At 45.1% G+C, this 25050-nt stretch carries 23 protein-coding genes, 1 other RNA gene and 1 other annotated feature; of the genes, 17 read left to right on the top strand and 7 right to left on the bottom strand.

Features of this window, described 5'->3' with window-relative positions:
- Positions 1-4 precede the first annotated feature (4 nt).
- The gene (gene dtd / locus NSS75_RS14865) at positions 5-445 is read left to right on the top strand and encodes a D-aminoacyl-tRNA deacylase (RefSeq protein ID WP_010335121.1); all 441 of its coding nucleotides are present in this window, start codon (positions 5-7) and stop codon (positions 443-445) included.
- A gap of 25 nt (positions 446-470) precedes the next feature.
- On the opposite strand, the gene NSS75_RS14860 is transcribed toward dtd, so the two are convergent.
- Positions 471-2024 carry an SH3 domain-containing protein gene (locus NSS75_RS14860; RefSeq protein ID WP_339233574.1) on the bottom strand — a complete coding sequence of 518 codons (1554 nt, stop codon included), beginning with the start codon at positions 2022-2024 and terminating at the stop codon, positions 471-473.
- Between the two features lie 133 nt (positions 2025-2157).
- On the opposite strand from NSS75_RS14860, the gene NSS75_RS14855 reads away from it, so the two are divergent.
- From NSS75_RS14855 to NSS75_RS14835, 5 genes are all read left to right on the top strand, one after another.
- The gene (locus NSS75_RS14855; protein ID WP_010335119.1) at positions 2158-2328 is read left to right on the top strand and encodes a YrzK family protein; all 171 of its coding nucleotides are present in this window, start codon (positions 2158-2160) and stop codon (positions 2326-2328) included.
- 59 nt (positions 2329-2387) lie between these two features.
- Positions 2388-2618: a binding site (T-box leader), on the top strand.
- 90 nt (positions 2619-2708) lie between these two features.
- Entirely contained in the window at positions 2709-3983 is a 1275-nt protein-coding gene (gene hisS, locus NSS75_RS14850; RefSeq protein WP_326323339.1) for a histidine--tRNA ligase, read from the top strand.
- 13 nt (positions 3984-3996) lie between these two features.
- On the top strand, positions 3997-5775 hold the full coding sequence (aspS, locus tag NSS75_RS14845) for an aspartate--tRNA ligase (protein ID WP_024122315.1): 1779 nt from the start codon (positions 3997-3999) through the stop codon (positions 5773-5775).
- 60 nt (positions 5776-5835) lie between these two features.
- Positions 5836-6028: non-coding RNA, 6S RNA (gene ssrS, locus NSS75_RS14840), on the top strand.
- Between the two features lie 83 nt (positions 6029-6111).
- Positions 6112-6876 (top strand): tRNA threonylcarbamoyladenosine dehydratase, encoded by a 765-nt coding sequence (locus tag NSS75_RS14835; protein WP_059293512.1) that lies wholly within the window; start codon positions 6112-6114, stop codon positions 6874-6876.
- Between the two features lie 65 nt (positions 6877-6941).
- Here the strand turns inward: NSS75_RS14835 and NSS75_RS14830 are convergent.
- Positions 6942-8092, bottom strand: a protein-coding gene (locus tag NSS75_RS14830; protein WP_339233173.1) for an IS3 family transposase whose coding sequence is annotated in 2 segments (ribosomal slippage) — positions 6942-7819 and positions 7819-8092 — 1152 coding nt in all. Because the reading frame shifts where the segments join, the coding sequence is not laid out codon by codon here.
- A gap of 116 nt (positions 8093-8208) precedes the next feature.
- A complete protein-coding gene (locus NSS75_RS14825; RefSeq protein ID WP_103672583.1) occupies positions 8209-9474 on the bottom strand; it encodes a replication-associated recombination protein A in 1266 nt (421 codons plus the stop codon).
- A 201-nt stretch (positions 9475-9675) separates the two neighbouring features.
- On the opposite strand from NSS75_RS14825, the gene cymR reads away from it, so the two are divergent.
- The 9 genes from cymR (at position 9676) to NSS75_RS14780 (ending at position 17755) form a co-directional block, all read left to right on the top strand.
- On the top strand, positions 9676-10092 hold the full coding sequence (cymR, locus tag NSS75_RS14820) for a cysteine metabolism transcriptional regulator CymR (protein WP_003225879.1): 417 nt from the start codon (positions 9676-9678) through the stop codon (positions 10090-10092).
- Between the two features lie 19 nt (positions 10093-10111).
- Positions 10112-11254 (top strand): cysteine desulfurase family protein, encoded by a 1143-nt coding sequence (locus NSS75_RS14815; protein ID WP_339233566.1) that lies wholly within the window; start codon positions 10112-10114, stop codon positions 11252-11254.
- Positions 11255-11282: 28 nt separating this feature from the next.
- Positions 11283-12398: a tRNA 2-thiouridine(34) synthase MnmA gene (mnmA, locus tag NSS75_RS14810; protein WP_213417782.1), complete on the top strand. Its 1116-nt coding sequence runs from the start codon at positions 11283-11285 to the stop codon at positions 12396-12398.
- Between the two features lie 48 nt (positions 12399-12446).
- A complete protein-coding gene (locus NSS75_RS14805; protein ID WP_116429896.1) occupies positions 12447-13103 on the top strand; it encodes a tetratricopeptide repeat protein in 657 nt (218 codons plus the stop codon).
- Positions 13104-13127: 24 nt separating this feature from the next.
- On the top strand, positions 13128-15524 hold the full coding sequence (locus NSS75_RS14800) for an ATP-dependent RecD-like DNA helicase (protein WP_339233560.1): 2397 nt from the start codon (positions 13128-13130) through the stop codon (positions 15522-15524).
- Between the two features lie 113 nt (positions 15525-15637).
- Positions 15638-16788 (top strand): IS3 family transposase gene (locus NSS75_RS14795; protein WP_339233173.1). Its coding sequence is split into 2 segments (ribosomal slippage): positions 15638-15911 and positions 15911-16788, totalling 1152 coding nucleotides; the frame shifts between segments, so codons are not numbered across the junction.
- Between the two features lie 131 nt (positions 16789-16919).
- The gene (locus NSS75_RS14790; RefSeq protein WP_223257231.1) at positions 16920-17399 is read left to right on the top strand and encodes a PRC-barrel domain-containing protein; all 480 of its coding nucleotides are present in this window, start codon (positions 16920-16922) and stop codon (positions 17397-17399) included.
- 11 nt (positions 17400-17410) lie between these two features.
- Positions 17411-17602 carry a hypothetical protein gene (locus tag NSS75_RS14785; RefSeq protein WP_010335110.1) on the top strand — a complete coding sequence of 64 codons (192 nt, stop codon included), beginning with the start codon at positions 17411-17413 and terminating at the stop codon, positions 17600-17602.
- Positions 17603-17623: 21 nt separating this feature from the next.
- On the top strand, positions 17624-17755 hold the full coding sequence (locus NSS75_RS14780; RefSeq protein WP_024122308.1) for a YrzQ family protein: 132 nt from the start codon (positions 17624-17626) through the stop codon (positions 17753-17755).
- 33 nt (positions 17756-17788) lie between these two features.
- Here NSS75_RS14780 and NSS75_RS14775 read toward each other — a convergent pair whose 3' ends face one another.
- The 4 genes from NSS75_RS14775 to NSS75_RS14760 all read right to left on the bottom strand — a co-directional run bounded on the left by NSS75_RS14775 (position 17789) and on the right by NSS75_RS14760 (position 20748).
- Positions 17789-18445: an amino acid ABC transporter permease gene (locus NSS75_RS14775; protein ID WP_024122307.1), complete on the bottom strand. Its 657-nt coding sequence runs from the start codon at positions 18443-18445 to the stop codon at positions 17789-17791.
- Positions 18446-18461: 16 nt separating this feature from the next.
- Complete coding sequence (locus tag NSS75_RS14770) at positions 18462-19112, bottom strand: amino acid ABC transporter permease (RefSeq protein WP_024122306.1); 651 nt, start codon at positions 19110-19112, stop codon at positions 18462-18464.
- 63 nt (positions 19113-19175) lie between these two features.
- Positions 19176-19997 (bottom strand): transporter substrate-binding domain-containing protein, encoded by an 822-nt coding sequence (locus NSS75_RS14765; protein WP_024122305.1) that lies wholly within the window; start codon positions 19995-19997, stop codon positions 19176-19178.
- Positions 19998-20019: 22 nt separating this feature from the next.
- The gene (locus tag NSS75_RS14760) at positions 20020-20748 is read right to left on the bottom strand and encodes an amino acid ABC transporter ATP-binding protein (RefSeq protein ID WP_024122304.1); all 729 of its coding nucleotides are present in this window, start codon (positions 20746-20748) and stop codon (positions 20020-20022) included.
- 222 nt (positions 20749-20970) lie between these two features.
- Here NSS75_RS14760 and NSS75_RS14755 point away from each other — a divergent pair, with 222 nt between their 5' ends.
- Both NSS75_RS14755 and alaS read left to right on the top strand, forming a co-directional pair.
- Positions 20971-22032, top strand: coding sequence for an AI-2E family transporter (locus NSS75_RS14755; protein ID WP_024122303.1), 1062 nt, complete (start codon positions 20971-20973; stop codon positions 22030-22032).
- Between the two features lie 332 nt (positions 22033-22364).
- Entirely contained in the window at positions 22365-25001 is a 2637-nt protein-coding gene (gene alaS / locus NSS75_RS14750; RefSeq protein ID WP_095714639.1) for an alanine--tRNA ligase, read from the top strand.
- Positions 25002-25050 lie beyond the last annotated feature (49 nt).

The following is a 25050-nucleotide window of genomic DNA, read 5'->3' as shown; positions in this document are numbered from 1 at the left end:
GAAAATGAAATTAGTCGTTCAGCGAGTAACAGAAGCAAGCGTAACCGTTGATGGAGATGTGATCGGCCAAATTGGACAAGGCATTATGGTCCTGGTCGGCATCACTCACGATGATACAGAAGAGGACGCCGCTTACTTAGCGGATAAAGTGGTGAATCTTCGCATTTTCGATGACAGTGATGGAAAAATGAATTTGTCGCTTCTGGATACAGGCGGAGAGGTTTTGTCTGTTTCACAGTTTACGCTTTACGGAGATACAAGAAAAGGACGGCGCCCGAACTACATGAACGCCGCAAAACCTGATAAGGCTTTGGGCCTTTATGAAAAATGGAATGATCTGCTTCGTGAAAAAGGAATCAAAGTAGAAACCGGTAAATTCGGCGCCATGATGGATGTAAAGCTCACTAACTCCGGACCGGTTACTTTGATTATGGATTCAAAATAAAAAAGCTGCCAAAAGGCAGCTTTTTTTATTGAAAATATTTCTCCAATCCGCTCTCAATTCCGTCTGTTACTTTTTCTTGATATGAATTGCTATGTACAATGGCTTCTTCCTGCGGATGGCTTACATATCCTAGCTCGTACAGCATAGCGGGCTGTTTGTTTTCACGGAGCACATAATAATCTCCGAACAGTACGCCGCGGTCAGGAATTGAAGATCGCTTAACCACTTCAGAGTGTACATCTGATGCCAGTTCCTGATCCTTTGCAGGACTGTAGTAATAAGCTGTGCTTCCCCTTGTAGAAGTATCCGCAAAGCTGTCGTAATGAATGCTGATGAAGGCGTCTGCGTTGCGGTAGTGAGACGTCGAGACTCGTGACTGTAAGCTGACAAATGTATCATCCTGCCGTGTCACATACACGTTTGCTCCTGCTGATCTAAGTTTGCTGGCCAGCAGTTGCGCCGTTTTGATCGTCAGTTTTTTTTCGAATTGGCCTGAATAGCCGATCGTCCCGCTGTCTTTTCCTCCATGCCCCGGATCGACAACAATCGCTTTGTTTTTCAGCGACCCGCTTCCGGAAGCGGAATCAGCGACAGGCGGCTCTCCGGATTCTTCAGCGCTTTTAGACGTCTGTACCACCCAGTTGGCGACATAAGCGGTCTGCCCATTGTCAAGTTTTACTTCATACCAGCTGCCCTTTGATCCGGTAATGGAGTACGCATCGCCTTTGGCTGCGCGTTTAACGATAGAAGCTGATGTTGAGGCATCGCTTCTTAAATTCGTTCCTCCGTATACGATATAGGCTTTTTTGGTACTGTCTGAACTGCTGACATCAGCTGAATCTTCAGCTGGGTCAGAACTGGTCACAATGTAATGGCTTGCGACCCAGCCTTTTAGCCCATTCACTTCAATATGGAGCCAGCCGTTTTTCTCTTCGAGGATTGTAAGCTTCGTTCCTCGCGAGAGTTTTGTTATAATCGCTGCATCATGTGAGGCAGAGCCTCTGACATTTAGTGAAGAAACGCCAACCGTGCCCGTTGTTGAACCAGATGATTCTGTCTGATCACTTTCCTCAGACGCTGAACTGCCGCTGCCTGAAGTGACGTATTCGGAAGATACCCATCCGGTGGAATTTCGATATGATATTTTGATCCAGCCGGAATTCTTGTCAATCACTGCGGCTTGGCTGCCCTGCGGGAATTTGCCGATGACTTCGTATGAAGTACCAGGGCCTGTTCTCATCCGTAAATCGGGATCTGTTGATGTTACGGTTTCACTGCTGTCTGTAGAGCTTGTGCCTGACTGTTTTTCCTTAGTAATAAGCCAGGAGACAACCCACCCTTTATCTCCGGAACCAAGCTGTATTTGCACCCAGTCTCCGTCTTCTTTCAAGATGGGGTAGCGTTCTCCTTTTTTCACCTCCGCCATGATGCCGTAGCTAAGCCCCGGGCCGCTTCTGACGTTCATTTCATCTGTTGCGATGACCGCTTCTCCCTGAGCGGCTGTAACGGCAGAAAAAGGCGGGAAAAGCGCCCCGGCGACGATAATACATACAATAAGGACAAAGTGTTTCTTGCTCATTGTGTCCTCCTTTCTAATGATCATAAAAAAAAGCATTCTTTCTTAATATCGTAAAGTCCTTTCTGATTTTTAAATAAAAATAAAATGATTTGTTTATACTAGGCATAAATCCAATGAAAAAGGTGTGCAAATCATGAAATATCATCCAAAAATGGGACGTGCATTTCACGACGGCGAAGGAAACCTGCATTTCAGTGATCATGCCGATCCTGATACAATCGGTTATCTCACTGAAACGGCAACGGAATTTGGTCTTATGTCCAAAGAAGCATCACAGCAAAAAAACAACCGGAATAAAGCTTGACAGAGTACAGCAATGCCATTATTATAATAGAAATCGAGTACATAATAAATAATAATTAAACTGAACCAATAATGGAGAAGAGTAGGTCAGATTGCATGGCTAGAGAGGAACCGCCCCAGGCTGAAAGCGGCTCCCATTGCGTCTTTCTCGAAACAACACTCCGGAGGTTTCCTGCTGAACGCGTGATACCGTCATTAGGCAGTGAACGTGAACCTGCGTTAAAGGATCGAGCGGGAATACGAAAATATTCCAACTAGGGTGGCACCACGGGTATAACTCTCGTCCCTACTATATGTGTATAGTAGGGGCGGGAGTTTTTTTATTTTTCATCATTGACGATAAATGTATATTTTATAAGGGATACATAAGGAGGTCTACACATGGGATATAACATTCCAAGAGGAACACAAGATATTCTGCCCGGAGAATCAGAGCGCTGGCAGTATGTTGAACAAATCATGAGAGACACTTGCCGAACTTATCAATATAAAGAAATCCGCACGCCGATTTTTGAGCATACAGAACTGTTCGCCAGAGGCGTCGGGGAGTCTACGGATATTGTACAAAAAGAAATGTACACCTTCCAGGACCGCAAAGGCAGAAGCCTGACGCTTCGCCCCGAGGGAACTGCTGCAGCAGTTCGCGCTTTTAATGAAAATAAATTATTTGCGAATCCTGTTCAGCCGACAAAGCTGTATTATGTCGGGCCGATGTTCCGTTACGAACGTCCGCAGACAGGCCGTTACCGCCAGTTTTATCAGTTTGGAATCGAAGCGATTGGTTCGAAAGACCCTGCAATAGATGCTGAGGTAATGGCGCTGGCGATGGGGATTTATCAGAAGGTCGGCTTGAAAAACGTCAAGCTTGTGATAAACAGTCTTGGCGATCGGGACAGCCGCAAAAGCTACAGAGAAGCGCTCGTGAAACACTTTGAGCCGCGCATCGAGGAATTTTGTTCAGACTGTCAGTCACGTCTGCACACCAATCCGCTTAGAATTTTGGATTGCAAAAAGGACCGGGATCATGAGCTGATGAAATCGGCACCTTCTATTCTTACTTACTTAAATGAAGAATCAGCCGCTTATTTTGAAAAAGTGAAGCAATATTTAAACGATCTCGGCATTTCTTATGAAATTGATCCTAACCTTGTGAGAGGGCTGGATTATTATAATCATACCGCATTCGAAATCATGAGCAATGCGGAAGGCTTTGGCGCGATTACAACGCTTGCCGGCGGCGGCCGCTATGACGGATTGGTCGAGCAAATCGGCGGACCAGAAGCGCCCGGCATCGGATTTGCGATGAGCATTGAACGCCTGCTTGCCGCAATTGATGCTGAAAAAAGAGAACTGCCTGTTGATCAGGGGATTGACTGCTATATCGTGACGCTTGGCGAGAAAGCGAAGGATTATTCCGTTTCGTTGGTGTACAAACTGAGAGAAGCCGGCATTTCCAGTGAAATTGATTACGAAAATAAGAAAATGAAAGGCCAGTTTAAAACAGCTGACCGCCTCAACGCCAGATTTATTGCGATTTTGGGAGAGGATGAGCTTGCTCAAAACAAAATCAATGTAAAGGATGCAAAAACAGGCGAACAGATTGAAGTGGCTCTTGATGAATTGATACATGTGATGAAAGCAAACCAAAAGGGATAAGGAGTGGAACGCATTGTTTGGAAGAACATATTATTGCGGCGAAATGACTGAAAAAGCAATTGGCGAATCTGTAACGCTGAAAGGCTGGGTCCAAAAAAGACGGGACCTCGGCGGATTGATTTTTATTGACTTGCGTGACCGTACGGGAATTGTTCAAGTCGTTTTTAACCCTGATGTATCAAAAGAAGCGCTTGCTATTGCGGAAGGCATCAGAAACGAATATGTACTTGATATTCAAGGGAAAGTGGTTGCGCGCGAAGAAGGTACAGTGAATAAGAATTTGAAAACAGGCGCGATTGAAATTCACGCTGATGCAGTGACTGTATTGAGTGCTGCGAAGACGCCTCCGTTTGCCATTTCTGATCAAGCGGATGATGTATCAGAGGACGTGCGTTTAAAATACCGTTACTTAGATTTGCGCAGACCGGCTATGTTTCAAACGATCCAGCTGCGCCATAACGTGACGAGAGCTGCTCGGGGCTTTTTAGATGAAAAAGGGTTTCTTGATATTGAAACGCCGATTTTAACAGGAAGCACACCTGAGGGGGCACGTGACTACTTGGTGCCGAGCCGTGTGCACGAAGGTGAATTCTATGCGCTGCCTCAATCTCCGCAGCTATTTAAACAGCTTCTGATGGTCTCAGGCGTTGAACGCTATTATCAGATTGCCCGCTGTTTCCGTGATGAGGACTTGCGTGCGGACCGCCAGCCTGAATTTACGCAAATCGATATTGAAATGTCCTTTATGAGCCAGGAAGACATTATGTCATTGGCTGAGGATATGATGGCAAAGATTATGCGTGAAACGAAAGGTGTGGAACTCAAGCTTCCTCTGCCTCGAATGACGTATGACGAGGCGATGAACAAATACGGTTCTGATAAACCGGATACTCGCTTTGACATGCTTTTGACAGATGTATCTGACATTGTAAAAGATACTGAATTTAAGGTGTTCTCATCAGCTGTGGCAAACGGCGGTGTAGTCAAAGCCATCAACGTAAAAGGCGGGGCAGGCGATTACTCAAGAAAAGACATCGATGCTCTAGGCGCGTTTGCCGCAAATTACGGAGCGAAAGGACTTGCTTGGGTGAAGGTCGAAGCGGACGGAGTGAAAGGCCCGATCGCCAAATTCTTTGATGATGAAAAGCAGTCTAAGCTGATTGAAGCACTTAATGCCGCTGAAGGTGACTTGCTGCTGTTCGGAGCGGATAAATTCGAAGTTGTTGCCGCATCACTCGGAGCCCTGCGCTTAAAGCTTGGAAAAGAACGGGGACTCATTGATGAAAACCTCTTCAACTTCTTATGGGTTATTGACTGGCCGCTCTTAGAGCATGATGCGGAGGAAGGCCGTTTTTACGCAGCGCACCATCCGTTTACAATGCCTGTCCGTGAAGACCTTGAGCTGATTGAAACAGCGCCTGAGGACATGAAAGCACAAGCCTATGACCTCGTCTTAAACGGCTATGAGCTTGGCGGCGGTTCGATCCGTATTTTCGAAAAGGATATTCAGGAAAAAATGTTTGCACTGCTTGGTTTCACAAAAGAAGAAGCAGCAGAACAGTTTGGATTCCTTCTTGAGGCATTTGAATACGGCGCTCCTCCGCACGGCGGAATCGCGCTTGGCTTAGACCGTCTCGTGATGCTTCTTGCCGGCCGTACGAATCTGAGAGATACGATCGCTTTCCCGAAAACGGCAAGTGCAAGCTGTCTGATGACAGATGCGCCGGGAGAAGTAAGCGACGCGCAGCTTGATGAACTTCACCTTTCTATTAAATCAAAAGTAAAGAACTGAATGTGCAGTTCGATTCTTGAAAATCAAAATCGTCTGTGATATGATTTTGACAAGTTAAATAAAGTCCTGATGTGTTAGTTGTACACCTAGTTTTGACCGAACATTTTTTTGATTTGGGAGCCCGCATTTTTAAATGGCGTACATGCCTCTTTTCATTCGGTAAAGAGGACTTACAAGATTTAAAAGAGGGCACCCACCTGCTGAGAGCGGGTTCAAAACAAAGGAAAGCTGCAACGGCACAATTGGGACTTTATTTTTTATGCGCAGAAAAAACGGCTGTTTCTGTAATAGCCATTTATCATATGAAAACCAGATTACGAATGTGGAGTGAGGTTCTTGTTACACCAGTTTTCACGCAATGAATTAGCTATCGGAAAAGAAGGCCTTGAAACGCTGAAAAACAGCACGGTTGCTGTGCTTGGAGTTGGAGGCGTCGGATCGTTCGCAGCGGAGGCGCTTGCACGTTCAGGCGTTGGACGCATCCTGCTTGTTGATAAGGATGATGTGGACATCACAAACGTAAACCGTCAGCTTCACGCTCTTCTTTCAACTGTCGGTCAGCCGAAAGTGGATTTAATGAAAGCGCGTATTGCAGACATTAACCCCGAGTGTGAAGTGATTTCGTTAAAAATGTTTTATACGGAAGAAACGTATGAGCAATTCTTTGAGTATAACCTTGACTATGTGATTGATGCGTCAGACACCATTCATTATAAAATCCATTTAATGAAAGAATGTCTGAAACGGGATATTCCGCTGATCTCCAGCATGGGTGCGGCGAATAAGACAGACCCGACACGTTTCCAAATTGCAGATATTTCTAAAACACATACTGACCCAATTGCAAAGGTAGTTCGTACGAGACTCCGTAAAGAAGGCATCAAAAAGGGCGTTCAAGTGATTTTCTCCGATGAAAGCCCGATTGTAATCCGGGAAGACGTCAGAAAAGAAGTCGGAAATGACGATGCGAAAATCCGCAAAGCCAAAATGCCGCCGTCCTCTAATGCTTTTGTGCCGTCAGTTGCGGGATTGATTATGGGCGGTCATGTTGTCATGGATCTTTTGAAAGATATTGAAATCAAACGCGTGAAGGATAAATAATGAATAAAAAACAGCCTTGAAGCAGGGACTGACCCCCGTTTTTGAGACAGGGATCAAAACACCTTTTATACAGCCAATTGCCGATAGCTTATCGGTGATTGGCTGTTTAGTTTCGTTTGAATACGAATGTTGTTATAATAATAAATGTATTCTTTGACAGTGCGTTCTACGATGGCGGTCGTGGTTCGATTAATGCTGTTAAGATAGAACGTTTCAGACTTTAGTGAGGAATGAAACGATTCGATGGAGGCATTATCAGCGGGCGTCCCTTTGCGGGACATGCTCATGGTAATGCCTTTTGTTTTAACAGCTTTCTGATACTCATAAGATGTATACACAGATCCTTGGTCACTATGTAACACGCAGTTCTGAGGCAGTGTTGGCAGCTGATCAAGTGTGTTTAAGACAAAGTCTGTGTCCTGCTTATCTCCAATCGTGAAAGCAATTACTTCTCCATTGTATACATCCAATATACTGGAAAGGTACAATTGTTTCTGTCCATAAGGCAAATATGTGATATCCGTTACTAGTTTTTCAAGAGGATGATCGGACTGAAAGTTCCGATCTAATATATTATCAACCACGGCATATGGCTGCCCATTCTTCTTGCGCTTTTTCACCTTAACCCGGCACTGCCACTGATTTTTCTGCATGATACGCTGAACCGTTTTATGGTTAATACGCATTCCCTTTTTTAATATAGCTGTAATTTTTCGATATCCATATCGATACTTGTGCTCTCGGCACAACGTGCCGATTTGTTTTTCCAAATGGCACTTGGGATGATCTTTCATCAGGTTCTTCTTCCAACGATAATAAGATGCTCGTGAAATACCTAAATGAACACAGATATTCTGTACGGTCATTGTGCTGTGCAATACTTCTACAAGTTCGACTGACGTTTGGCTATCAACTTCCTTTCCAATTCGTTGTACTTTTTTAGAACTTCATTCTGTTGTCTCAGATAACGGTTCTCTGCCTGCAGTTTCTCTAATTCGGAAGAATACTCCGGACCTTTTCCGTAAGTGTATTGCTTACCAACAGGCTGTTCAAATCGATGTGTATCCCCAGCCTTATGCCATCTAACCCATGTCTGAACCTGCGTCTTATTCTTGATATTCAATTCCTGCATGATCTCTTTCATAGGTACGCCTGCCAATCTCATTTCTACAGCCTTCTGTTTGACTTCAATCGGATAACTCACTCTTGTTCCCATACAAAAAACACCTCCAAGTCTTATTTAAGGATAACAACTATCCGTTTTCAAACTTGAAGGTGTTTTTTATTTGTCTCATCTTATGGGGTCAGTCCCGCATATTCAAGGCTGTTTTTTTATTTTCTTTTTATTAATTTATCGTACACTTGCTTTAACGCAGATTCAAATTTACCAGTTTGCTTCGGTTTGTAATATTGCTTGTTCTTTAAAGGATCAGGGAGGTACTGCTGTTCAACCCATCCATTTTCGTAATTATGAGGGTATTTATAGTCGATTCCTCTTCCAAGTTCCTGTGCTCCTTTATAATGCGCGTCTTTTAAATGTTTTGGGACATCGCCGATTTTTCCTGCTCTGATGTCCGCGAGCGCTTCATCGATTGCTAAAATAGCTGAATTGGATTTTGGCGAGAGACAGAGCTCAATGACCGCATTGGCCAGCGGTATGCGCGCTTCAGGGAAGCCGATACGTTCGGCGGTCTGAACTGCATGCAGCACTCTCGGCCCGGCCTGCGGGCTGGCTAAGCCGATATCCTCATAGGCGATAACCAACAGTCTTCTCGCGATGCTTTCCAAGTCACCCGCTTCAATTAATCTGCCCAAATAGTGAAGAGCGGCGTTGGCATCAGAGCCGCGGATCGATTTTTGAAAAGCGGACAAGACGTCATAATGCGCATCACCGTCTTTATCGTGAGAAAAACTCTTTTTCTGCAGGCATTCTTCCGCAGACTCTAACGTGATGTCAATCACGCCGTCCGCAGACTCCTTCGTTGACAATACGGCAAGCTCAAGCGCATTTAAAGCGGAACGGACATCTCCTCCGCATCCGTGGGCAAAATGCTCCATCGCCTGGTCATCAATTGAAACGGAATATGTGCCAAGCCCCCGATGCTCATCATGAAGAGCTCGCTCTAATGCCTGTTTAATCAATTCAGGTGTTAATGGCTCTAGCTCAAAAATCTGCGTTCGGCTTCTGATGGCCGGATTTATGGCGTGATATGGGTTAGCTGTAGTGGCGCCGATTAAAATAATCATGCCATTTTCTAAATAAGGCAAAAGAAAATCCTGTTTTCCTTTATCGAGTCTGTGGACTTCATCCAAAATCAAAATGACCTGGCCGGACATTTTGGCTTCTTGGGCTACGATCTCCATATCCTTTTTATTGTTAATAACGGCATTCAGCTTGCGGAAAGCAATACTTGTTGAACCGGCGATTGCTGTTGCGATTGAGGTTTTTCCAATTCCGGGCGGCCCGTACAAAATCATGGATGACAAATGTTTTGCCTGAACCATTCTGCCGATAATTTTATCTTCAGCCACCAGATGCTGCTGGCCGATAATATCCTCTATTTTCGTCGGACGCATCCGATATGCCAATGGCTTCATCATCATCTCTCCTTACTTAATTACAGGGTAACGGAAAACCGGAAATTAGAAAAGGGGGAAGCCCCGTTTCCGCCAGCTTCCATGAAAATTCGCAGAAGGTATGCTATAATAGCAGTTGGTCTATTATTTAATAAACGGACGAATTATATAGAAATTACCATTATATATGTGGAAAATCATGAAATAACAGAGGTGTTCATGTTGAAAATATCAACTAAAGGAAGATACGGTCTCACCATTATGATCGAGCTCGCGAAAAAGCATGGTGAAGGCCCGACTTCATTAAAAAGCATCGCACAGACAAATAATTTGTCAGAGCATTATTTAGAGCAGCTGGTCTCACCGCTCAGAAATGCCGGCTTAGTCAAAAGCATCAGAGGCGCATACGGCGGATACGTATTAGGCAGTGAGCCGGATGCCATTACAGCTGGAGACATCATCCGCGTGCTTGAAGGTCCGATCAGCCCTGTGGAAGTGCTCGAAGACGAGGAGCCTGCCAAGCGGGAGCTGTGGATCCGCATACGGGATGCCGTTAAAGAAGTGTTAGACAGCACAACATTAGAGGACCTTGCCAGCTATACAGATGGGGAGCAAGAAGCTTATATGTTCTATATTTAAATCAGAGGTGTAAAACAAAATGGAACGGATTTATTTGGATCACGCCGCAACGTCTCCGATGGATGATCGCGTGCTGGAGAAAATGATACCGCATTTCTCCGGAAATTTCGGCAATCCATCCAGCATTCATTCATTTGGAAGAGAATCACGCAAATGGGTGGACGAAGCAAGAGCGCAGATTGCAGCTGAAATTGGTGCGGCAGAACAGGAAATTATTTTCACTAGCGGGGGAACGGAAGCCGACAACTTAGCGATAATGGGAACTGCGCTTGCCAGAAAAGATCAGGGAAAACATATCATCACGACAAAAATTGAGCATCACGCCGTGCTTCACACTTGCGAAAAACTGGAGGAAGACGGATTTGAAGTGACGTATCTGGATGTTGATGAAAACGGCAGAGTCAGTGCAAATCAGGTGAAAGAAGCACTCCGTGATGATACAATCCTTGTGACAGTGATGTATGGAAATAACGAAGTCGGAACTGTGCAGCCGATCGATGAAATCGGCCAGCTGCTGAAGGAACATAAGGCTTATTTTCATACCGATGCTGTTCAGGCATTCGGGTTTTTTCCAATTGATGTGAAAAGCAGCCATATTGACCTTCTGTCTGTTTCTGGGCACAAGCTCAACGGGCCAAAAGGGACAGGCTTTTTATATGCAAGTAAGGATGTAAAGCTTTCTCCGCTGTTATTCGGAGGAGAGCAAGAAAGAAAACGCCGTGCCGGAACAGAAAATGTTCCGGGAATTGTCGGGCTGAAAGAAGCGGTCAAGCTGTCGGGCGAAGAACGGGACGAAAAAAACGAGAAGTATCAATCGTTTAAAACAATCATAGCCGGCACGCTTAAGGATGCCGGTGTGGCATTCGAGATCAATGGACATCAAGAGCATAGCCTTCCGCATGTCATGAACCTTTATTTTCCCGGTGTATCTGTGGAGGCACTGCTGGTAAATCTTGATATGGCGGGAGTTGCGGTCTCCAGCGGATCAGCGTGCACCGCTGGTTCAGTCCTGCCGTCACACGTTCTGACTGCCATGTTCGGTGAAGAGAGCGACCGGCTGACGTCCTCAATTCGAATCAGCTTCGGTCTCGGCAATACGGCTGAGCAAGTGAAAACCGCTGCCGAACATGTGGCTGCTGTTGTAAAGCGGCTGACACAATAAGGTGGACTTAATTATTGGAGTGAATGAAATGGAAAAACGGCCGGAGGATACAAGAGTCGTTGTCGGCATGTCCGGCGGAGTAGACTCATCTGTGGCGGCTCTGCTGTTAAAAGAACAGGGCTATGACGTGATCGGAATCTTTATGAAAAACTGGGATGATACGGACGAAAACGGTTTTTGCACGGCGACAGAGGATTATGAAGATGTGATCCGCGTCTGCAATCAAATCGGAATTCCGTACTATGCCGTTAATTTTGAAAAGCAATATTACGAGAAGGTATTTCAATACTTCCTCGATGAATATAAAGCAGGCAGAACACCAAACCCGGATGTGCTGTGCAACAAAGAAATTAAATTCAAGGCATTTTTGGAGCATGCACTGTCACTTGGCGCCGACTATTTAGCGACTGGCCACTATGCAAGGGTCGACAGAAGCGGCGGCAAAGTAAGAATGCTGCGCGGCATTGATGAAAACAAAGATCAAACGTACTTCTTGAATCAGCTGACAGAAGATACGCTAAGCAAAGTCATGTTCCCGATCGGCGAGCTTCAAAAAAGCCGTGTGCGTGAAATTGCCAAAGAATCAGAACTTGCAACGGCAACGAAAAAAGACAGCACAGGCATCTGTTTTATCGGCGAACGCAACTTCAAAACGTTTCTTAGCCAATATCTCCCTGCACAGCCGGGCGATATGATGACGATGGACGGCGAAGTAAAAGGACGCCATGACGGGTTAATGTACTACACGATCGGACAGCGTCACGGCCTTGGCATCGGCGGAAGCGGCGAGCCGTGGTTTGCGGTCGGTAAAGATCTTGAAAAGAACATCCTTTACGTGGATCAAGGGTTCCACAACCCGCTCCTTTACTCCGATAAAATCACAGCAACCAATATCAGCTGGGTTCGTTCGGATATCATGAAGGGCGAAGAGATTTCCTGCACGGCTAAATTCCGTTACCGTCAAGAAGACCATAAAGTCACGGTTCGAATGACTGGGGAAGGCGAAGCGGAGGTTATCTTCGACGAACGGGTCCGTGCTGTCACACCGGGACAAGCCGTTGTCTTCTATGATGGCGAAGAATGCCTTGGCGGCGGAACCATCGATGACGTATATAAAGACGGAACAAAATTGTGGTATGTATAAAATGAAAAAAACCTCAACAGCGAGTTGGGGTTTTTTAATGAAAGGAAGATGTCTGTGGACTACAATCAAGCCGGTATAGAGGCAATGCAGGAAGGCGATTACGAAAAAGCGGCAGAGGCTTTTACAAAAGCGATTGAAGAGAACAAAGAAGACGCAATTCCGTATATTAACTTTGCTAACCTGCTTTCATCAGTAAATGAACTGGAACGGGCGCTTGCGTTTTATGAAAAAGCGCTTGACTTAGACAGTGGGGCAGCCACTGCTTATTATGGAGCAGGAAATGTCTATGTTGTAAAAGAAATGTACAAAGAAGCGAAAGACATGTTTGAAAAAGCGCTGCGTGCCGGAATGGAGAACGGTGATCTTTTCTACATGCTTGGAACCGTTCTCGTAAAGCTTGAGCAGCCTAAGCTCGCTCTGCCATATTTACAAAGAGCCGTCGAGCTGAATGAAAACGATGCAGAAGCGCGTTTCCAATTCGGGATGTGCTTAGCGAACGAAGGCATGCTGGACGAAGCACTCAGCCAATTCGAAGCTGTAACAGAGCAAGACCCGGGGCACGCGGATGCGTTTTATAACTCCGGTGTCGCTTATGCTTATAAAGAAAATCGTGAAAAAGCGCTTGAAATGCTGGACAAGGCTATCGAAATCCAGCCCGATCATATGCTGGCGCTTCATGCAAAAAAACTGATCGACCCATCATAAAAAGCTCAGGAGGAGGGACGGCTCGTGCAGCAGCACCCGGATCAGCTGAAAATGGAGGAGGAGCCCTTTTTAAAAGGGACAGTAAACACCGTCATTTATCACAATGACGCCAATTTATATACGGTTCTGAAAGTGAAAGTCACAGAGACCTCCGAAGCTATTGAAGATAAAGTCGTATCCGTGACGGGCTACTTCCCTGCGCTTCAAGAAGAAGAGACCTACACGTTTTACGGAAAAACCGTTACTCACCCAAAGTTCGGACTGCAATTTCAAGCTGAGCATTTCAAAAAGGAGATCCCGACAACAAAAGAAGGCGTCATTCAGTATTTGTCGAGCGATCTGTTTGAAGGAATCGGTAAAAAAACCGCTGAAGAGATTGTGAAAAAACTGGGTGACAGTGCGATTAATAAAATTTTGGCTAATTCTTCAGTCCTTTATGATGTTCCGAGACTGTCAAAAAAGAAAGCTGACACCCTTGCCGGTGCTTTGCAGCGGCATCAGGGACTGGAGCAAATTATGATTTCGCTGAATCAATTTGGGTTCGGCCCTCAGCTGTCTATGAAAATCTATCAGGCCTATGAATCCGAGACGCTGGAGAAAATTCAGGAAAACCCTTATCAGCTTGTGAGAGACGTGGAAGGCATCGGCTTTGGAAAAGCAGATGAGCTTGGCGGAAGAATGGGGCTCTCAGGGAATCATCCTGAGCGGATAAAAGCGGCTATTTTGTACACGCTTGAAACGACATGCCTTTCAGAAGGGCATACGTACATAGAAACGAAGCAGCTGATTATCGAAACCCAAACGCTGTTAAATCAGTCAGCGGCAGAGGGACAGCGCATTACAGAAATGGATGCCGCTAATGCAATGATTGCGCTTGGAGAGAATAAGGATATTGTCATTGAAGATGAACGATGTTACTTTCCGTCGCTGTTTTTCGCTGAACAAAATGTTGCAAAGCGTGTGAAACAGATCGCAAGCCAAACCGAATATGACGACCAGTTTCCTGAATCAGAATTCCTTTTGGCTTTAGGGGAATTGGAAGAGCGTATGAATGTTCAGTACGCGCCGAGTCAGAAGGAAGCGATACAAAAAGCTCTGTCGTCACCGATGCTTCTTTTAACGGGAGGACCGGGTACCGGTAAAACAACGGTCATCAGAGGCATTGTGGAATTGTATGGAGAACTCCACGGTGCTTCGCTTGATCCGTCGGATTATAAAAAAGATGAAGCCTTTCCGATTGTGCTGGCCGCGCCTACAGGTAGAGCGGCGAAACGAATGAGTGAGTCAACGGGTCTTCCGGCGGTTACGATACACCGGCTGCTCGGCTGGAACGGCGCGGAAGGATTTACTCATACAGAGGACCAGCCGATTGAAGGGAAGCTTTTGATTATCGATGAAGCGAGTATGCTTGATATATGGCTTGCGAATCATTTATTCAAAGCGATCCCTGACCATATTCAAATCATCATTGTCGGAGACGAAGACCAGCTGCCTTCCGTCGGACCCGGTCAAGTGCTCAGAGACCTTTTGGCATCCCAGGTGATTCCGACCGTAAGACTGACTGACATCTACCGGCAAGCGGAAGGATCGTCGATTGTCGAGCTTGCCCACGAGATGAAAAACGGGCTGCTTCCGAACAACCTGACGGCCCCGACAAAGGATCGTTCCTTTATTCGCTGCGGTGGTTCGCAAATTAAAGAAGTGGTTGAGAAGGTTGTCGCGAATGCATTGAAAAAAGGATATACGGCAAAAGATATACAGGTCCTCGCCCCAATGTACAGAGGGAAAGCCGGAATCAATGAGCTGAATGTGATGCTGCAGGATATTTTAAACCCTCCAAAAGAAAAGCGGAGGGAAATTAAGTTCGGTGACGTTGTCTATAGAACCGGGGATAAAATTTTGCAGCTTGTCAATCAGCCGGAAAACAATGTGTTTAATGGCGATATTGGAGAAATCACTTCAATTTTCTATGCGAAGGAAAATACAGAAAAAGAAGACATGGCTGTTGTCTCTTTTGACGGCAATGAAATGACGTTTACGAAAAAAGACTTCAGTCAGTTTACTCATGCGTATTGCTGCTCTATTCATAAATCGCAGGGCAGTGAATTTCCGATCGTGGTTCTTCCAGTAGTGAAGGGCTACTATAGAATGCTCAGAAGAAACCTTCTATATACCGCCATAACGAGGGCGAAGAAATTTCTCATTTTATGCGGGGAAGAGGAAGCGCTGGAGTGGGGCGTGAAAAATAATGACGCGACTGTCAGACAGACCTCATTAAAAAACAGGCTGTCAGCGCATGCGGCTGAAATGGATGCTGAGCTTGCGGCTTTGCAAAAAGAGCTCCCGTTCAGCGTGCACGACGCAAATATCGGAATGGAAGGCATTACGCCATTCGATTTTATGAAAGAAGAACAGCTGTAAAAAGGGCTCCCGTGTTTGGGACTGACCCCATAAGATGAGACAAATAAAAAACACCTTCAAGTTTGAAAACGGATAGTTGTTATCCTTAAATAAGACTTGGAGGTGTTTTTTGTATGGGAACAAGAGTGAGTTATCCGATTGAAGTCAAACAGAAGGCTGTAGAAATGAGATTGGCAGGCGTACCTATGAAAGAGATCATGCAGGAATTGAATATCAAGAATAAGACGCAGGTTCAGACATGGGTTAGATGGCATAAGGCTGGGGATACACATCGATTTGAACAGCCTGTTGGTAAGCAATACACTTACGGAAAAGGTCCGGAGTATTCTTCCGAATTAGAGAAACTGCAGGCAGAGAACCGTTATCTGAGACAACAGAATGAAGTTCTAAAAAAGTACAACGAATTGGAAAGGAAGTTGATAGCCAAACGTCAGTCGAACTTGTAGAAGTATTGCACAGCACAATGACCGTACAGAATATCTGTGTTCATTTAGGTATTTCACGAGCATCTTATTATCGTTGGAAGAAGAACCTGATGAAAGATCATCCCAAGTGCCATTTGGAAAAACAAATCGGCACGTTGTGCCGAGAGCACAAGTATCGATATGGATATCGAAAAATTACAGCTATATTAAAAAAGGGAATGCGTATTAACCATAAAACGGTTCAGCGTATCATGCAGAAAAATCAGTGGCAGTGCCGGGTTAAGGTGAAAAAGCGCAAGAAGAATGGGCAGCCATATGCCGTGGTTGATAATATATTAGATCGGAACTTTCAGTCCGATCATCCTCTTGAAAAACTAGTAACGGATATCACATATTTGCCTTATGGACAGAAACAATTGTACCTTTCCAGTATATTGGATGTATACAATGGAGAAGTAATTGCTTTCACGATTGGAGATAAGCAGGACACAGACTTTGTCTTAAACACACTTGATCAGCTGCCAACACTGCCTCAGAACTGCGTGTTACATAGTGACCAAGGATCTGTGTATACATCTTATGAGTATCAGAAAGCTGTTAAAACAAAAGGCATTACCATGAGCATGTCCCGCAAAGGGACGCCCGCTGATAATGCCTCCATCGAATCGTTTCATTCCTCACTAAAGTCTGAAACGTTCTATCTTAACAGCATTAATCGAACCACGACCGCCATCGTAGAACGCACTGTCAAAGAATACATTTATTATTATAACAACATTCGTATTCAAACGAAACTAAACAGCCAATCACCGATAAGCTATCGGCAATTGGCTGTATAAAAGGTGTTTTGATCCCTGTCTCAAAAACGGGGGTCAGTCCCGTTTGCGGGAGCTTTTTTCATTGGGGGTGGAAGTGATTTCATCGTATGTGTCAAAGGTGAAAAGCAAAACCTAAGCCTGTTCAACAAAAGGTGGTTGATCACACTTTGAGAACATGCCATGAGGTAGAAGGTTTTCCTGTATATTCAGAACAAACTTCTTTTTATCTTGGGACGATTTCTGATATTTGTTTTTCTCTTGAAGGAAATTGTCTTGGATTTATTCTTGAACAAAAACGTCTTTTTCATAACCATCATGCGCTTTTACGAGCATGTGATATCAGTTGCATTCTTCATGACCGGATATTGGCCGCAGTCAATTCAGAACAGCTTTTGCCTCTTCCGAAATCATGCTTCACATATGAGCAGATGAAAATGAAGCTCGTGAAATCGCAAGAGGGTGATATTTTGGGGATGCTGGAAGATGTATACTTTTGTTTGGACAAGGGCATAATCGTAGCATATGAACTCTCGGACGGTTTCTTTTCTGACTTGGCGGGGTGCAAACGCCAGATCCAAAGAGCGGATTCGCTTGTAGAGGTGCGGAAAGACGAGATCGTTCTGAACGGATAGAGGTGTGAGATATGCTTATATGCCCGAACTGCAAAAGTAAGGATATCGGGAAAATCGGCGTGAACCAATATTATTGCTGGGGCTGTTTCATTGAGCTGACAGTGGTCAAAGGGAAGATTGAAACTCATCAAGTGGAAGAAGACGGAACGCTAAGCAGCCTGGATGATTTGTTTTCTGAGGATGAACGCAGCATCAATTTTTAATAACGAAAGGAGATGCGCAGGATGAATCGGACAATGACTTCTCTTTTGGCGCTGGGAGCCGGGGCTCTCGTGTACCGAATGGCAACTCAATCTGACATGCTGAATAATCGAAGCATGAAGCGGATGAGAAAAAGAATGATGAAGATGTTTTAAGGAATGAAGGATACTCTCTTTAGAGTATCCTTTTTATGTCTGCCGTGCCTCTAGGCGTCTGGCTGCAAGTGAAAGACTGTAATTGACTGCAAAATACATCAATGCCGCCAGCAGAAAAATCGGGAAAAAATAACTACCGTCAGCGCTTTGCCCGTTTAAAATCTGCGCGTTATGAATAAGCTCAGGCAGGGCAATCACAACAGCTAGCGATGTATCCTTTAATAAAGAAATAAACTGGCTTACGATCGGCGGAACCATCCGGCGAAGCGCCTGAGGCATCACAATAAAGAAAAGTGTCTGTGTATAGCTAAGACCGGAGGAACGCGCCGCTTCAATCTGCCCTTTGTCAACTGAATTCAGGCCGCTCCGTATGATTTCAGAAAGCATGGCGGATTCAAAGATTGTTAAGGCTGTAATAGCGGCAGCTGTAATTTCAAGTTTGATCCCGATTTCCGGCAGGGCGAAAAACGTAAAGAAAATAATTAATAATAAGGGGAGATTTCTGATCGTTTCAACGAGAACGGCAATCAGTTGAGAAAGAATTGGGATTTTCGCATAGCGGAGAGTACCTGCGATCAACCCAAAAATAAAGCTCAGAATGATAGAAATAAATGCAACGTACAGTGTGACGAGAAAGCCGTCCCATAAAAAAGCTAAATGTTCAGATGAATAAGCTCCGATGAAATCCAATGTTTTTCACTCCTTATCAATAGCTTCTTTCCAGCCGTTTTTCCAAATAGTTAACACCGATACTAAGCGGTATCGTCAGCACTAAGTAAAAGAGTGCCACAAAGATATAGACATCAAAAACGACGAGCGTGCTTGATGACACCAAATCCGCCTGATACATGAGATCCAATCCGGCAACAACCCCGAGAATAGACGAGTTTTTGACCAAGTTTAAAAATTGATTGCCCAAGGGGGGGATCACAATTTTGATCGCCTGGGGCAAAATGATATATATCATTGCCTGGCTGTAGGTAAAGCCTGACGATCTTGCTGCTTCCATTTGCCCTTTTGAAACAGACTGGATGCCGGCTCTGATGGCTTCTGCGATAAAAGCAGACGTATAAATTGTGAGCGCAACGGTACCCGCTTGGAATCCATCCAGCCTCAGACCCGCATTTGGAAGTCCAAAGTAAAAGACAAATGTAATCAAAAGCAAGGGGATATTGCGGATAAATTCGACATAAGCCGTCCCGAGCCATTGCAAGGGCTTAAATACTGTTATTCTCATCACCGCGACAAGAACGCCAAGCGCAAAGCTGCCGGCCAGCGCGATCAGGCTTGCGAGCAGCGTGTGGTAAAAACCGTCCATATACATGTCGAAGTTATCGAATAGAATAGACACATTCATATGCTTTATTCACTCTCCTTATAAAATCGGGATGAGCATCGCCTGCTCACCCCGGGATGTTCGTTATTCAGCTGGTTCTTCTTTAATCCATTTTTTATAAATCTCGTCATATCTACCGTCCGATTTCATCTTTTCGAGAGAAGCGTTAATTTCTTTTGCGAGAGCCGATTGTCCTTTTTTTACGGCAATTCCATATGGCTCATCCGTGAATGGTTCTCCTGTTAATTGATAATTTTTATTCTCGTCAGCCATTCCGTATAAAATGGCATTATCCGTTGTGAGAGCATCGCCTTGACCGGATTTCAGCGCTGTAAAGGCTTCGGTGTAGTTTTCGAACTCTAATACACTCGCATCAGGCGCCTTTTCGCGTATGTTTTGAGAGGAAGTGGAGCCTTTTACAGCGAGAACTTTCGAGCCTTTGCCAAGGTCCTCAATACTTTTGATCTTGCTGCCTTTTTTCACGAGAAGTGATTGGCCTGCTTCAAAATAGACATCGGAAAAGTCAACTTCCTTTTTTCGTTCATCAGTGATCGTCATCGTTGCGACAATGGCGTCGATATCTCCGTTTTGAAGCATCGGGATCCTTGTTTTTGATGTGACTTCTTTAAATTCAGCTTTGTTTTCGTCGCCTAAAATATCTTTAGCGATTTGTTTGGCAATGTCGATGTCAAATCCCTCGATATCACCTGAGCTTGGGTTTTTCAGGCCGAACAGCCTGGTGTCGGTTTTAACACCGAAAACAATTTTGTCTTGATCTTTAATGGCAGCTAATGTATCTTTTTTGCTATCCTTTGCGCTTTCTCCGTTTGACCCCTTGCTTCCGCATGCAGCAAGCATGACAACAGCGATTAAAGAAATCAATGCTAACGATAAAATCTTTTTCATACAAACTCCCCCATTTCTCTTTTTAATGATTTAAAATACGGCTCAAGAATAGGCGTGCCCGTTCTTCCTTCGGGTTTGCGTAAAACTCAGCCGGTGCTGCTTCCTCCAGAATATTTCCTTCATCAATAAAGACAATACGATCCGCCACTTCTCTCGCAAACCCCATTTCATGCGTCACGACAACCATTGTCATGCCTTCTTTGGCGAGGTTCTTCATCACATCAAGCACTTCACCGATCATTTCCGGATCGAGCGCCGATGTCGGCTCGTCAAACAGCATGACCTCCGGCTTCATCGCCAGTCCCCGGGCAATAGCCACACGCTGCTGCTGCCCGCCGGAAAGCTGGGAAGGGTAGGCGTTTGCTTTCTCAGGGATTCCGACTTTTTCAAGGTAATACAGCGCAGTTTCCTTCGCTTGTTCAGCGGATTGTCCGAGTACTTTTACGGGCGCCAGCATAATATTTTGCAGCACGGTTTTATGAGGATATAAATGAAAGTGCTGAAACACCATTCCGATATTTCGCCGTACGTTATTAATGTCAGTTTTTCTGTCATTAATAACTGTGCCGTTTACGGTAAGTGTTCCTTCGTTAATCGTCTCCAGCCTGTTGATGCATCTGAGCAAAGTGCTTTTTCCGGAACCTGATGGGCCGATAATGACGACGACTTCACCTTTTTCGATTTGCAGGTTAATCTGCTTTAGCACATGAAAATCTCCGTAATGCTTGTTTACATTTTGAAATGAGATCATCGCAATCCTCCTAACAGAAACTTCAATAATTATGTGTAAATGTAACTAACTTACAAGGTTGAGGATAGTAACAACACGATATGATGCATACCTTAGTGAGAAAGGGTCAAACTTTTCTGAAAATTCAGCGTGGGAAAATATCCAATCCATTTGTAGGTGTAAAGAAAACATAAGAGAATAATTCCCTATAATCCTCAAAAGATATAGAAGAGGTGAAAGCAGATGCTCCAGAAACCGGTGCAGCTTTTGTTATGGGTGGCCATTTGTTTATTGGTCCTGTTAACAGTCTATGTCTTTTGTATGCTAGATATGTTATGGTCTCCCCTGTGGCTCGTCATAAAATCGATCTTTATTCCCTTGATCATTTCTATTTTTATTTCTTATTTATTACTTCCGGTCACTGAGTGGCTTCATGACAAAGGTCTGCCAAGGACTTTAAGCATTTTGGTGATTTACGTCCTTTTTTTTGGCGGACTGGGCTGGGCATTATATAAAGGTGTGCCTGTTCTAATCGTGCAGCTGACGGATCTGTCAGAAAATATACCTATGTTTGCCGAGACGTACAATGGGCTCCTTCTCCATGTGCATAACCATACAGATGACTGGCCGGACGGCATGCATCAGCGCATAGACAAAATGATTAGGCAGACAGAGGCGTTTTTCGCCGGCACAATCGAAGGGGCAATTAGCGGAATCCGTAAAGTGCTCGACTATTTCTTAATTGCGGCAACGATTCCTTTTCTCGTATTTTATATGGTCAAGGACATCGAATTGATGAAAAAAACGGTGTGGTATTTGACGCCGAAGTCGTGGAGGAAGCGGGGCAGCGCTTTTTTGCTTGATGTAGATGATTCTCTCGGTGATTACATTCGCGGCCAGCTGCTCGTCTGCTTGATTCTCGGAGCCGTAGCCGGTATTACATTTTGGATATTTGGCCTTCCGTATCCGCTGATACTGGGTCTTATCTCGGGTATTACGAATGTCATCCCGTACTTCGGTCCCTTTATCGGCGCTGTTCCTGCGCTTTTGATTGCAATGACGATTTCTGTGAAGGCCGTTCTTGTCGTTGTCATTACGGTGTTTGTACTTCAATTTTTGGAAGGAAATGTCCTCAGTCCGTTTATTGTCGGCAGAAGTCTCAAGATGCACCCGGTAGTGATCATGCTTGCGCTTCTTGCCGGAGGTGAGCTGGCGGGGATTGTCGGCATGATACTGGCAGTGCCTGCTGCGGCTGTTTTAAAAGTAATGATGATCCATTTTCTGCGGATGCGGACGGAGCATTGACATTGGCGTGCCGCTTGTCTATAATTTCTCGTAGAATACATACGAATCTCGAGTGACGGATCTGAGTACGCCGAAGCCCTGTTAAAGAGAGAAGCTCCGTAAGCTGAAAGGAGCTTTATCAGAAGATCGGAGGAAGCTAATCCTGAGTGCAGTTAATCGCTGCCGCACATCCTGCGTTATTGGATGAAAGGTGACGGGCGAATTATAAGGCCTGTAATCAGGGTGGTACCGCGAGACAGCTCTCGTCCCTGTGTAAACGTGTGTTTGCATAGGGGGAGGGCTTTTTTGCTGTCACTGAAGAGAATTTCGATTTTTATAGAGGAGGAAATACAATGAAACACTTAACTTCTGCTGAAGTGCGTCAAATGTTTTTGGATTTCTTTAAAGAAAAAGGACATGCTGTAGAGCCGAGCGCGTCATTAGTACCTCATGAAGATCCTTCACTGCTTTGGATCAACAGCGGTGTTGCGACGCTGAAAAAATATTTTGACGGCCGCGTTGTGCCGGAAAATCCAAGAATCGTAAACGCTCAAAAAGCAATCAGAACAAACGATATTGAAAATGTGGGTAAAACCGCGCGCCATCACACATTCTTTGAAATGCTCGGAAACTTTTCCATCGGTGATTATTTTAAAGAAGAAGCGATCACATGGGCTTGGGAATTTTTAACGAGTGACAAGTGGATTGGTTTTGACGAAGAGCTTCTTTCTGTTACAGTTCATCCGGAAGATGAAGAAGCGTATGAGTTTTGGGCGAAAAAAATCGGTGTTCCGGAAGAAAGAATTATTCGCCTGGAAGGGAACTTCTGGGACATCGGCGAAGGGCCGAGCGGACCGAACACAGAAATTTTCTACGACCGCGGTGAAGCGTACGGGAACGATCCTGACGATCCGGAGCTTTATCCTGGGGGAGAAAATGACCGCTATCTTGAAGTATGGAACCTTGTATTCTCTGAGTTCAACCATAATCCGGACGGCACGTATACGCCGCTTCCGAAGAAAAACATCGATACAGGGATGGGGCTTGAAAGAATGGTATCTGTCATTCAAAATGTCCCGACAAACTTTGATACTGATTTGTTTGTCCCAATCATCAAAGCGACAGAAACGATTTCCGGTGAAGCATACGGCCAAGATCATGTAAAAGACACTGCATTTAAAGTCATCGCCGACCACATCAGAACGGTTGCTTTTGCTGTCAGTGACGGGGCGCTTCCGTCAAATGAAGGACGCGGCTATGTATTAAGACGTTTATTGCGACGCGCTGTGCGTTATGCCAAAACGATCAACATCAACCGTCCGTTCATGTACGATCTTGTGCCGGTTGTTGCTGAGATCATGGCTGCTTTCTACCCTGAAGTAAAAGAGAAGGAAGAATTCATTTCAAAGGTCATTAAAACGGAGGAAGAACGCTTCCACGAAACACTGAATGAAGGACTTGCCATCTTGTCAGAAATGATCAAAAAGGAAAAAGATAAGGGCAGCAGCGTCATTTCAGGTGCGGATGTCTTTAAACTTTACGACACGTACGGATTCCCGGTTGAACTGACTGAAGAATATGCGGAAGACGAGAACATGACAGTTGACCATAAAGGCTTTGAAGAAGAAATGAACCAGCAGCGCGAGCGGGCCAGAAATGCACGTCAGGATGTCGGCAGCATGCAGGTGCAGGGCGGCGCATTACGCGACGTAACAGAAGAAAGCACATTTGTCGGCTACTCCCAAACAAAGGCTGATGCCAATGTGATTGTGCTTCTGCAGGACGGCCAGTTAATTGAAGAAGCACATGAAGGCGAAACTGTACAGATCATTCTTGACGAAACACCTTTCTATGCGGAAAGCGGCGGTCAAATCGGCGACAAAGGCTTTTTGCGCAGCGAGCAGGCAGTGGTAAAAGTGAAAGATGTGCAAAAAGCGCCGAACGGCCAGCATGTGCATGAAGGCGTTGTCGAGAGCGGAACCGTTCAAAAAGGCATGCATGTAACAGCTGAGGTTGAAGATCATATGAGAAGCGGCGTGATTAAAAACCATACGGCAACGCACTTATTGCACCAGGCCTTGAAGGATGTTCTTGGAACGCACGTCAATCAGGCGGGCTCCCTTGTGAATGAAAACCGCCTTCGTTTTGACTTCTCACACTTCGGGCAAGTGACAAAAGAAGAACTCGAACGAATTGAAGTCATTGTAAACGAAAAGATTTGGGCAAGCATCCCGGTCAGCATTGATCTGAAACCGATCGCTGAAGCAAAAGAAATGGGAGCTATGGCTCTGTTCGGAGAAAAATACGGTGATATTGTAAGGGTTGTTCAAGTCGGAGATTACAGCCTTGAGCTTTGCGGCGGATGCCATGTCAGCAACACAGCGGAAATCGGCTTATTTAAAATCGTATCTGAGTCTGGAATCGGAGCGGGCACTAGACGGATTGAAGCTGTAACAGGACAAGGCGCTTACGTGGAAATGAACAGCCAGATCTCAGTTTTGAAGCAGACTGCCGACGAACTGAAAACAAATATCAAAGAAGTGCCGAAGCGCGTTGCTGCGCTGCAGGCTGAGCTGAAGGAAGCACAAAGAGAAAATGAATCTCTTCTGGCGAAACTTGGCAACGTTGAAGCAGGCGCGATTCTATCAAAAGTAAAAGAAGTTGATGGTGTCAGCGTGCTTGCGGAAAAGGTAAACGCCAAAGACATGAACCATCTCCGCACAATGGTTGATGAACTGAAAGCAAAAATCGGCTCTGCGGTCATCGTGCTTGGCGCTGTGCAAAATGATAAAGTCAATATTTCTGCCGGTGTTACAAAGGATCTGATTGAGAAAGGCCTTCATGCCGGCAAGCTTGTCAAACAAGCCGCGGAAGTTTGCGGCGGCGGCGGCGGAGGCCGTCCTGACATGGCACAGGCGGGCGGCAAACAGCCGGAAAAATTAGAAGAAGCATTGGCTTCTGTAGAAGATTGGGTGAAATCCGTTTTATAATTTGCCCATGTAGTGTAGAATGATGGTAAGATTAGGACCCCAGGCTGAA

This window comes from Bacillus sp. FSL K6-1012, from assembly GCF_037964915.1.
GTDB classification, from domain to species: domain Bacteria; phylum Bacillota; class Bacilli; order Bacillales; family Bacillaceae; genus Bacillus; species Bacillus halotolerans.
Note: the sequence above shows the minus strand (reverse complement) of the source record. Positions and strands in the feature narration are given on the sequence as shown.

What these genes read in the sequence shown, in the direction of transcription:
- NSS75_RS14855 (WP_010335119.1), top strand. Translation starts at nt 2,158, where the DNA reads ATGAAATATCATCCAAAAATGGGACGTGCATTTCACGACGGCGAAGGA.
- mnmA (WP_213417782.1), top strand. Translation starts at nt 11,283, where the DNA reads ATGGAAAAACGGCCGGAGGATACAAGAGTCGTTGTCGGCATGTCCGGC.
- NSS75_RS14825 (WP_103672583.1), bottom strand. Translation starts at nt 9,474, where the DNA reads ATGAAGCCATTGGCATATCGGATGCGTCCGACGAAAATAGAGGATATT.
- NSS75_RS14815 (WP_339233566.1), top strand. Translation starts at nt 10,112, where the DNA reads ATGGAACGGATTTATTTGGATCACGCCGCAACGTCTCCGATGGATGAT.
- alaS (WP_095714639.1), top strand. Translation starts at nt 22,365, where the DNA reads ATGAAACACTTAACTTCTGCTGAAGTGCGTCAAATGTTTTTGGATTTC.
- hisS (WP_326323339.1), top strand. Translation starts at nt 2,709, where the DNA reads ATGGGATATAACATTCCAAGAGGAACACAAGATATTCTGCCCGGAGAA.
- NSS75_RS14805 (WP_116429896.1), top strand. Translation starts at nt 12,447, where the DNA reads ATGTCTGTGGACTACAATCAAGCCGGTATAGAGGCAATGCAGGAAGGC.
- dtd (WP_010335121.1), top strand. Translation starts at nt 5, where the DNA reads ATGAAATTAGTCGTTCAGCGAGTAACAGAAGCAAGCGTAACCGTTGAT.
- NSS75_RS14860 (WP_339233574.1), bottom strand. Translation starts at nt 2,024, where the DNA reads ATGAGCAAGAAACACTTTGTCCTTATTGTATGTATTATCGTCGCCGGG.
- NSS75_RS14755 (WP_024122303.1), top strand. Translation starts at nt 20,971, where the DNA reads ATGCTCCAGAAACCGGTGCAGCTTTTGTTATGGGTGGCCATTTGTTTA.
- NSS75_RS14785 (WP_010335110.1), top strand. Translation starts at nt 17,411, where the DNA reads ATGCTTATATGCCCGAACTGCAAAAGTAAGGATATCGGGAAAATCGGC.
- NSS75_RS14765 (WP_024122305.1), bottom strand. Translation starts at nt 19,997, where the DNA reads ATGAAAAAGATTTTATCGTTAGCATTGATTTCTTTAATCGCTGTTGTC.
- NSS75_RS14770 (WP_024122306.1), bottom strand. Translation starts at nt 19,112, where the DNA reads ATGAATGTGTCTATTCTATTCGATAACTTCGACATGTATATGGACGGT.
- NSS75_RS14760 (WP_024122304.1), bottom strand. Translation starts at nt 20,748, where the DNA reads ATGATCTCATTTCAAAATGTAAACAAGCATTACGGAGATTTTCATGTG.
- NSS75_RS14780 (WP_024122308.1), top strand. Translation starts at nt 17,624, where the DNA reads ATGAATCGGACAATGACTTCTCTTTTGGCGCTGGGAGCCGGGGCTCTC.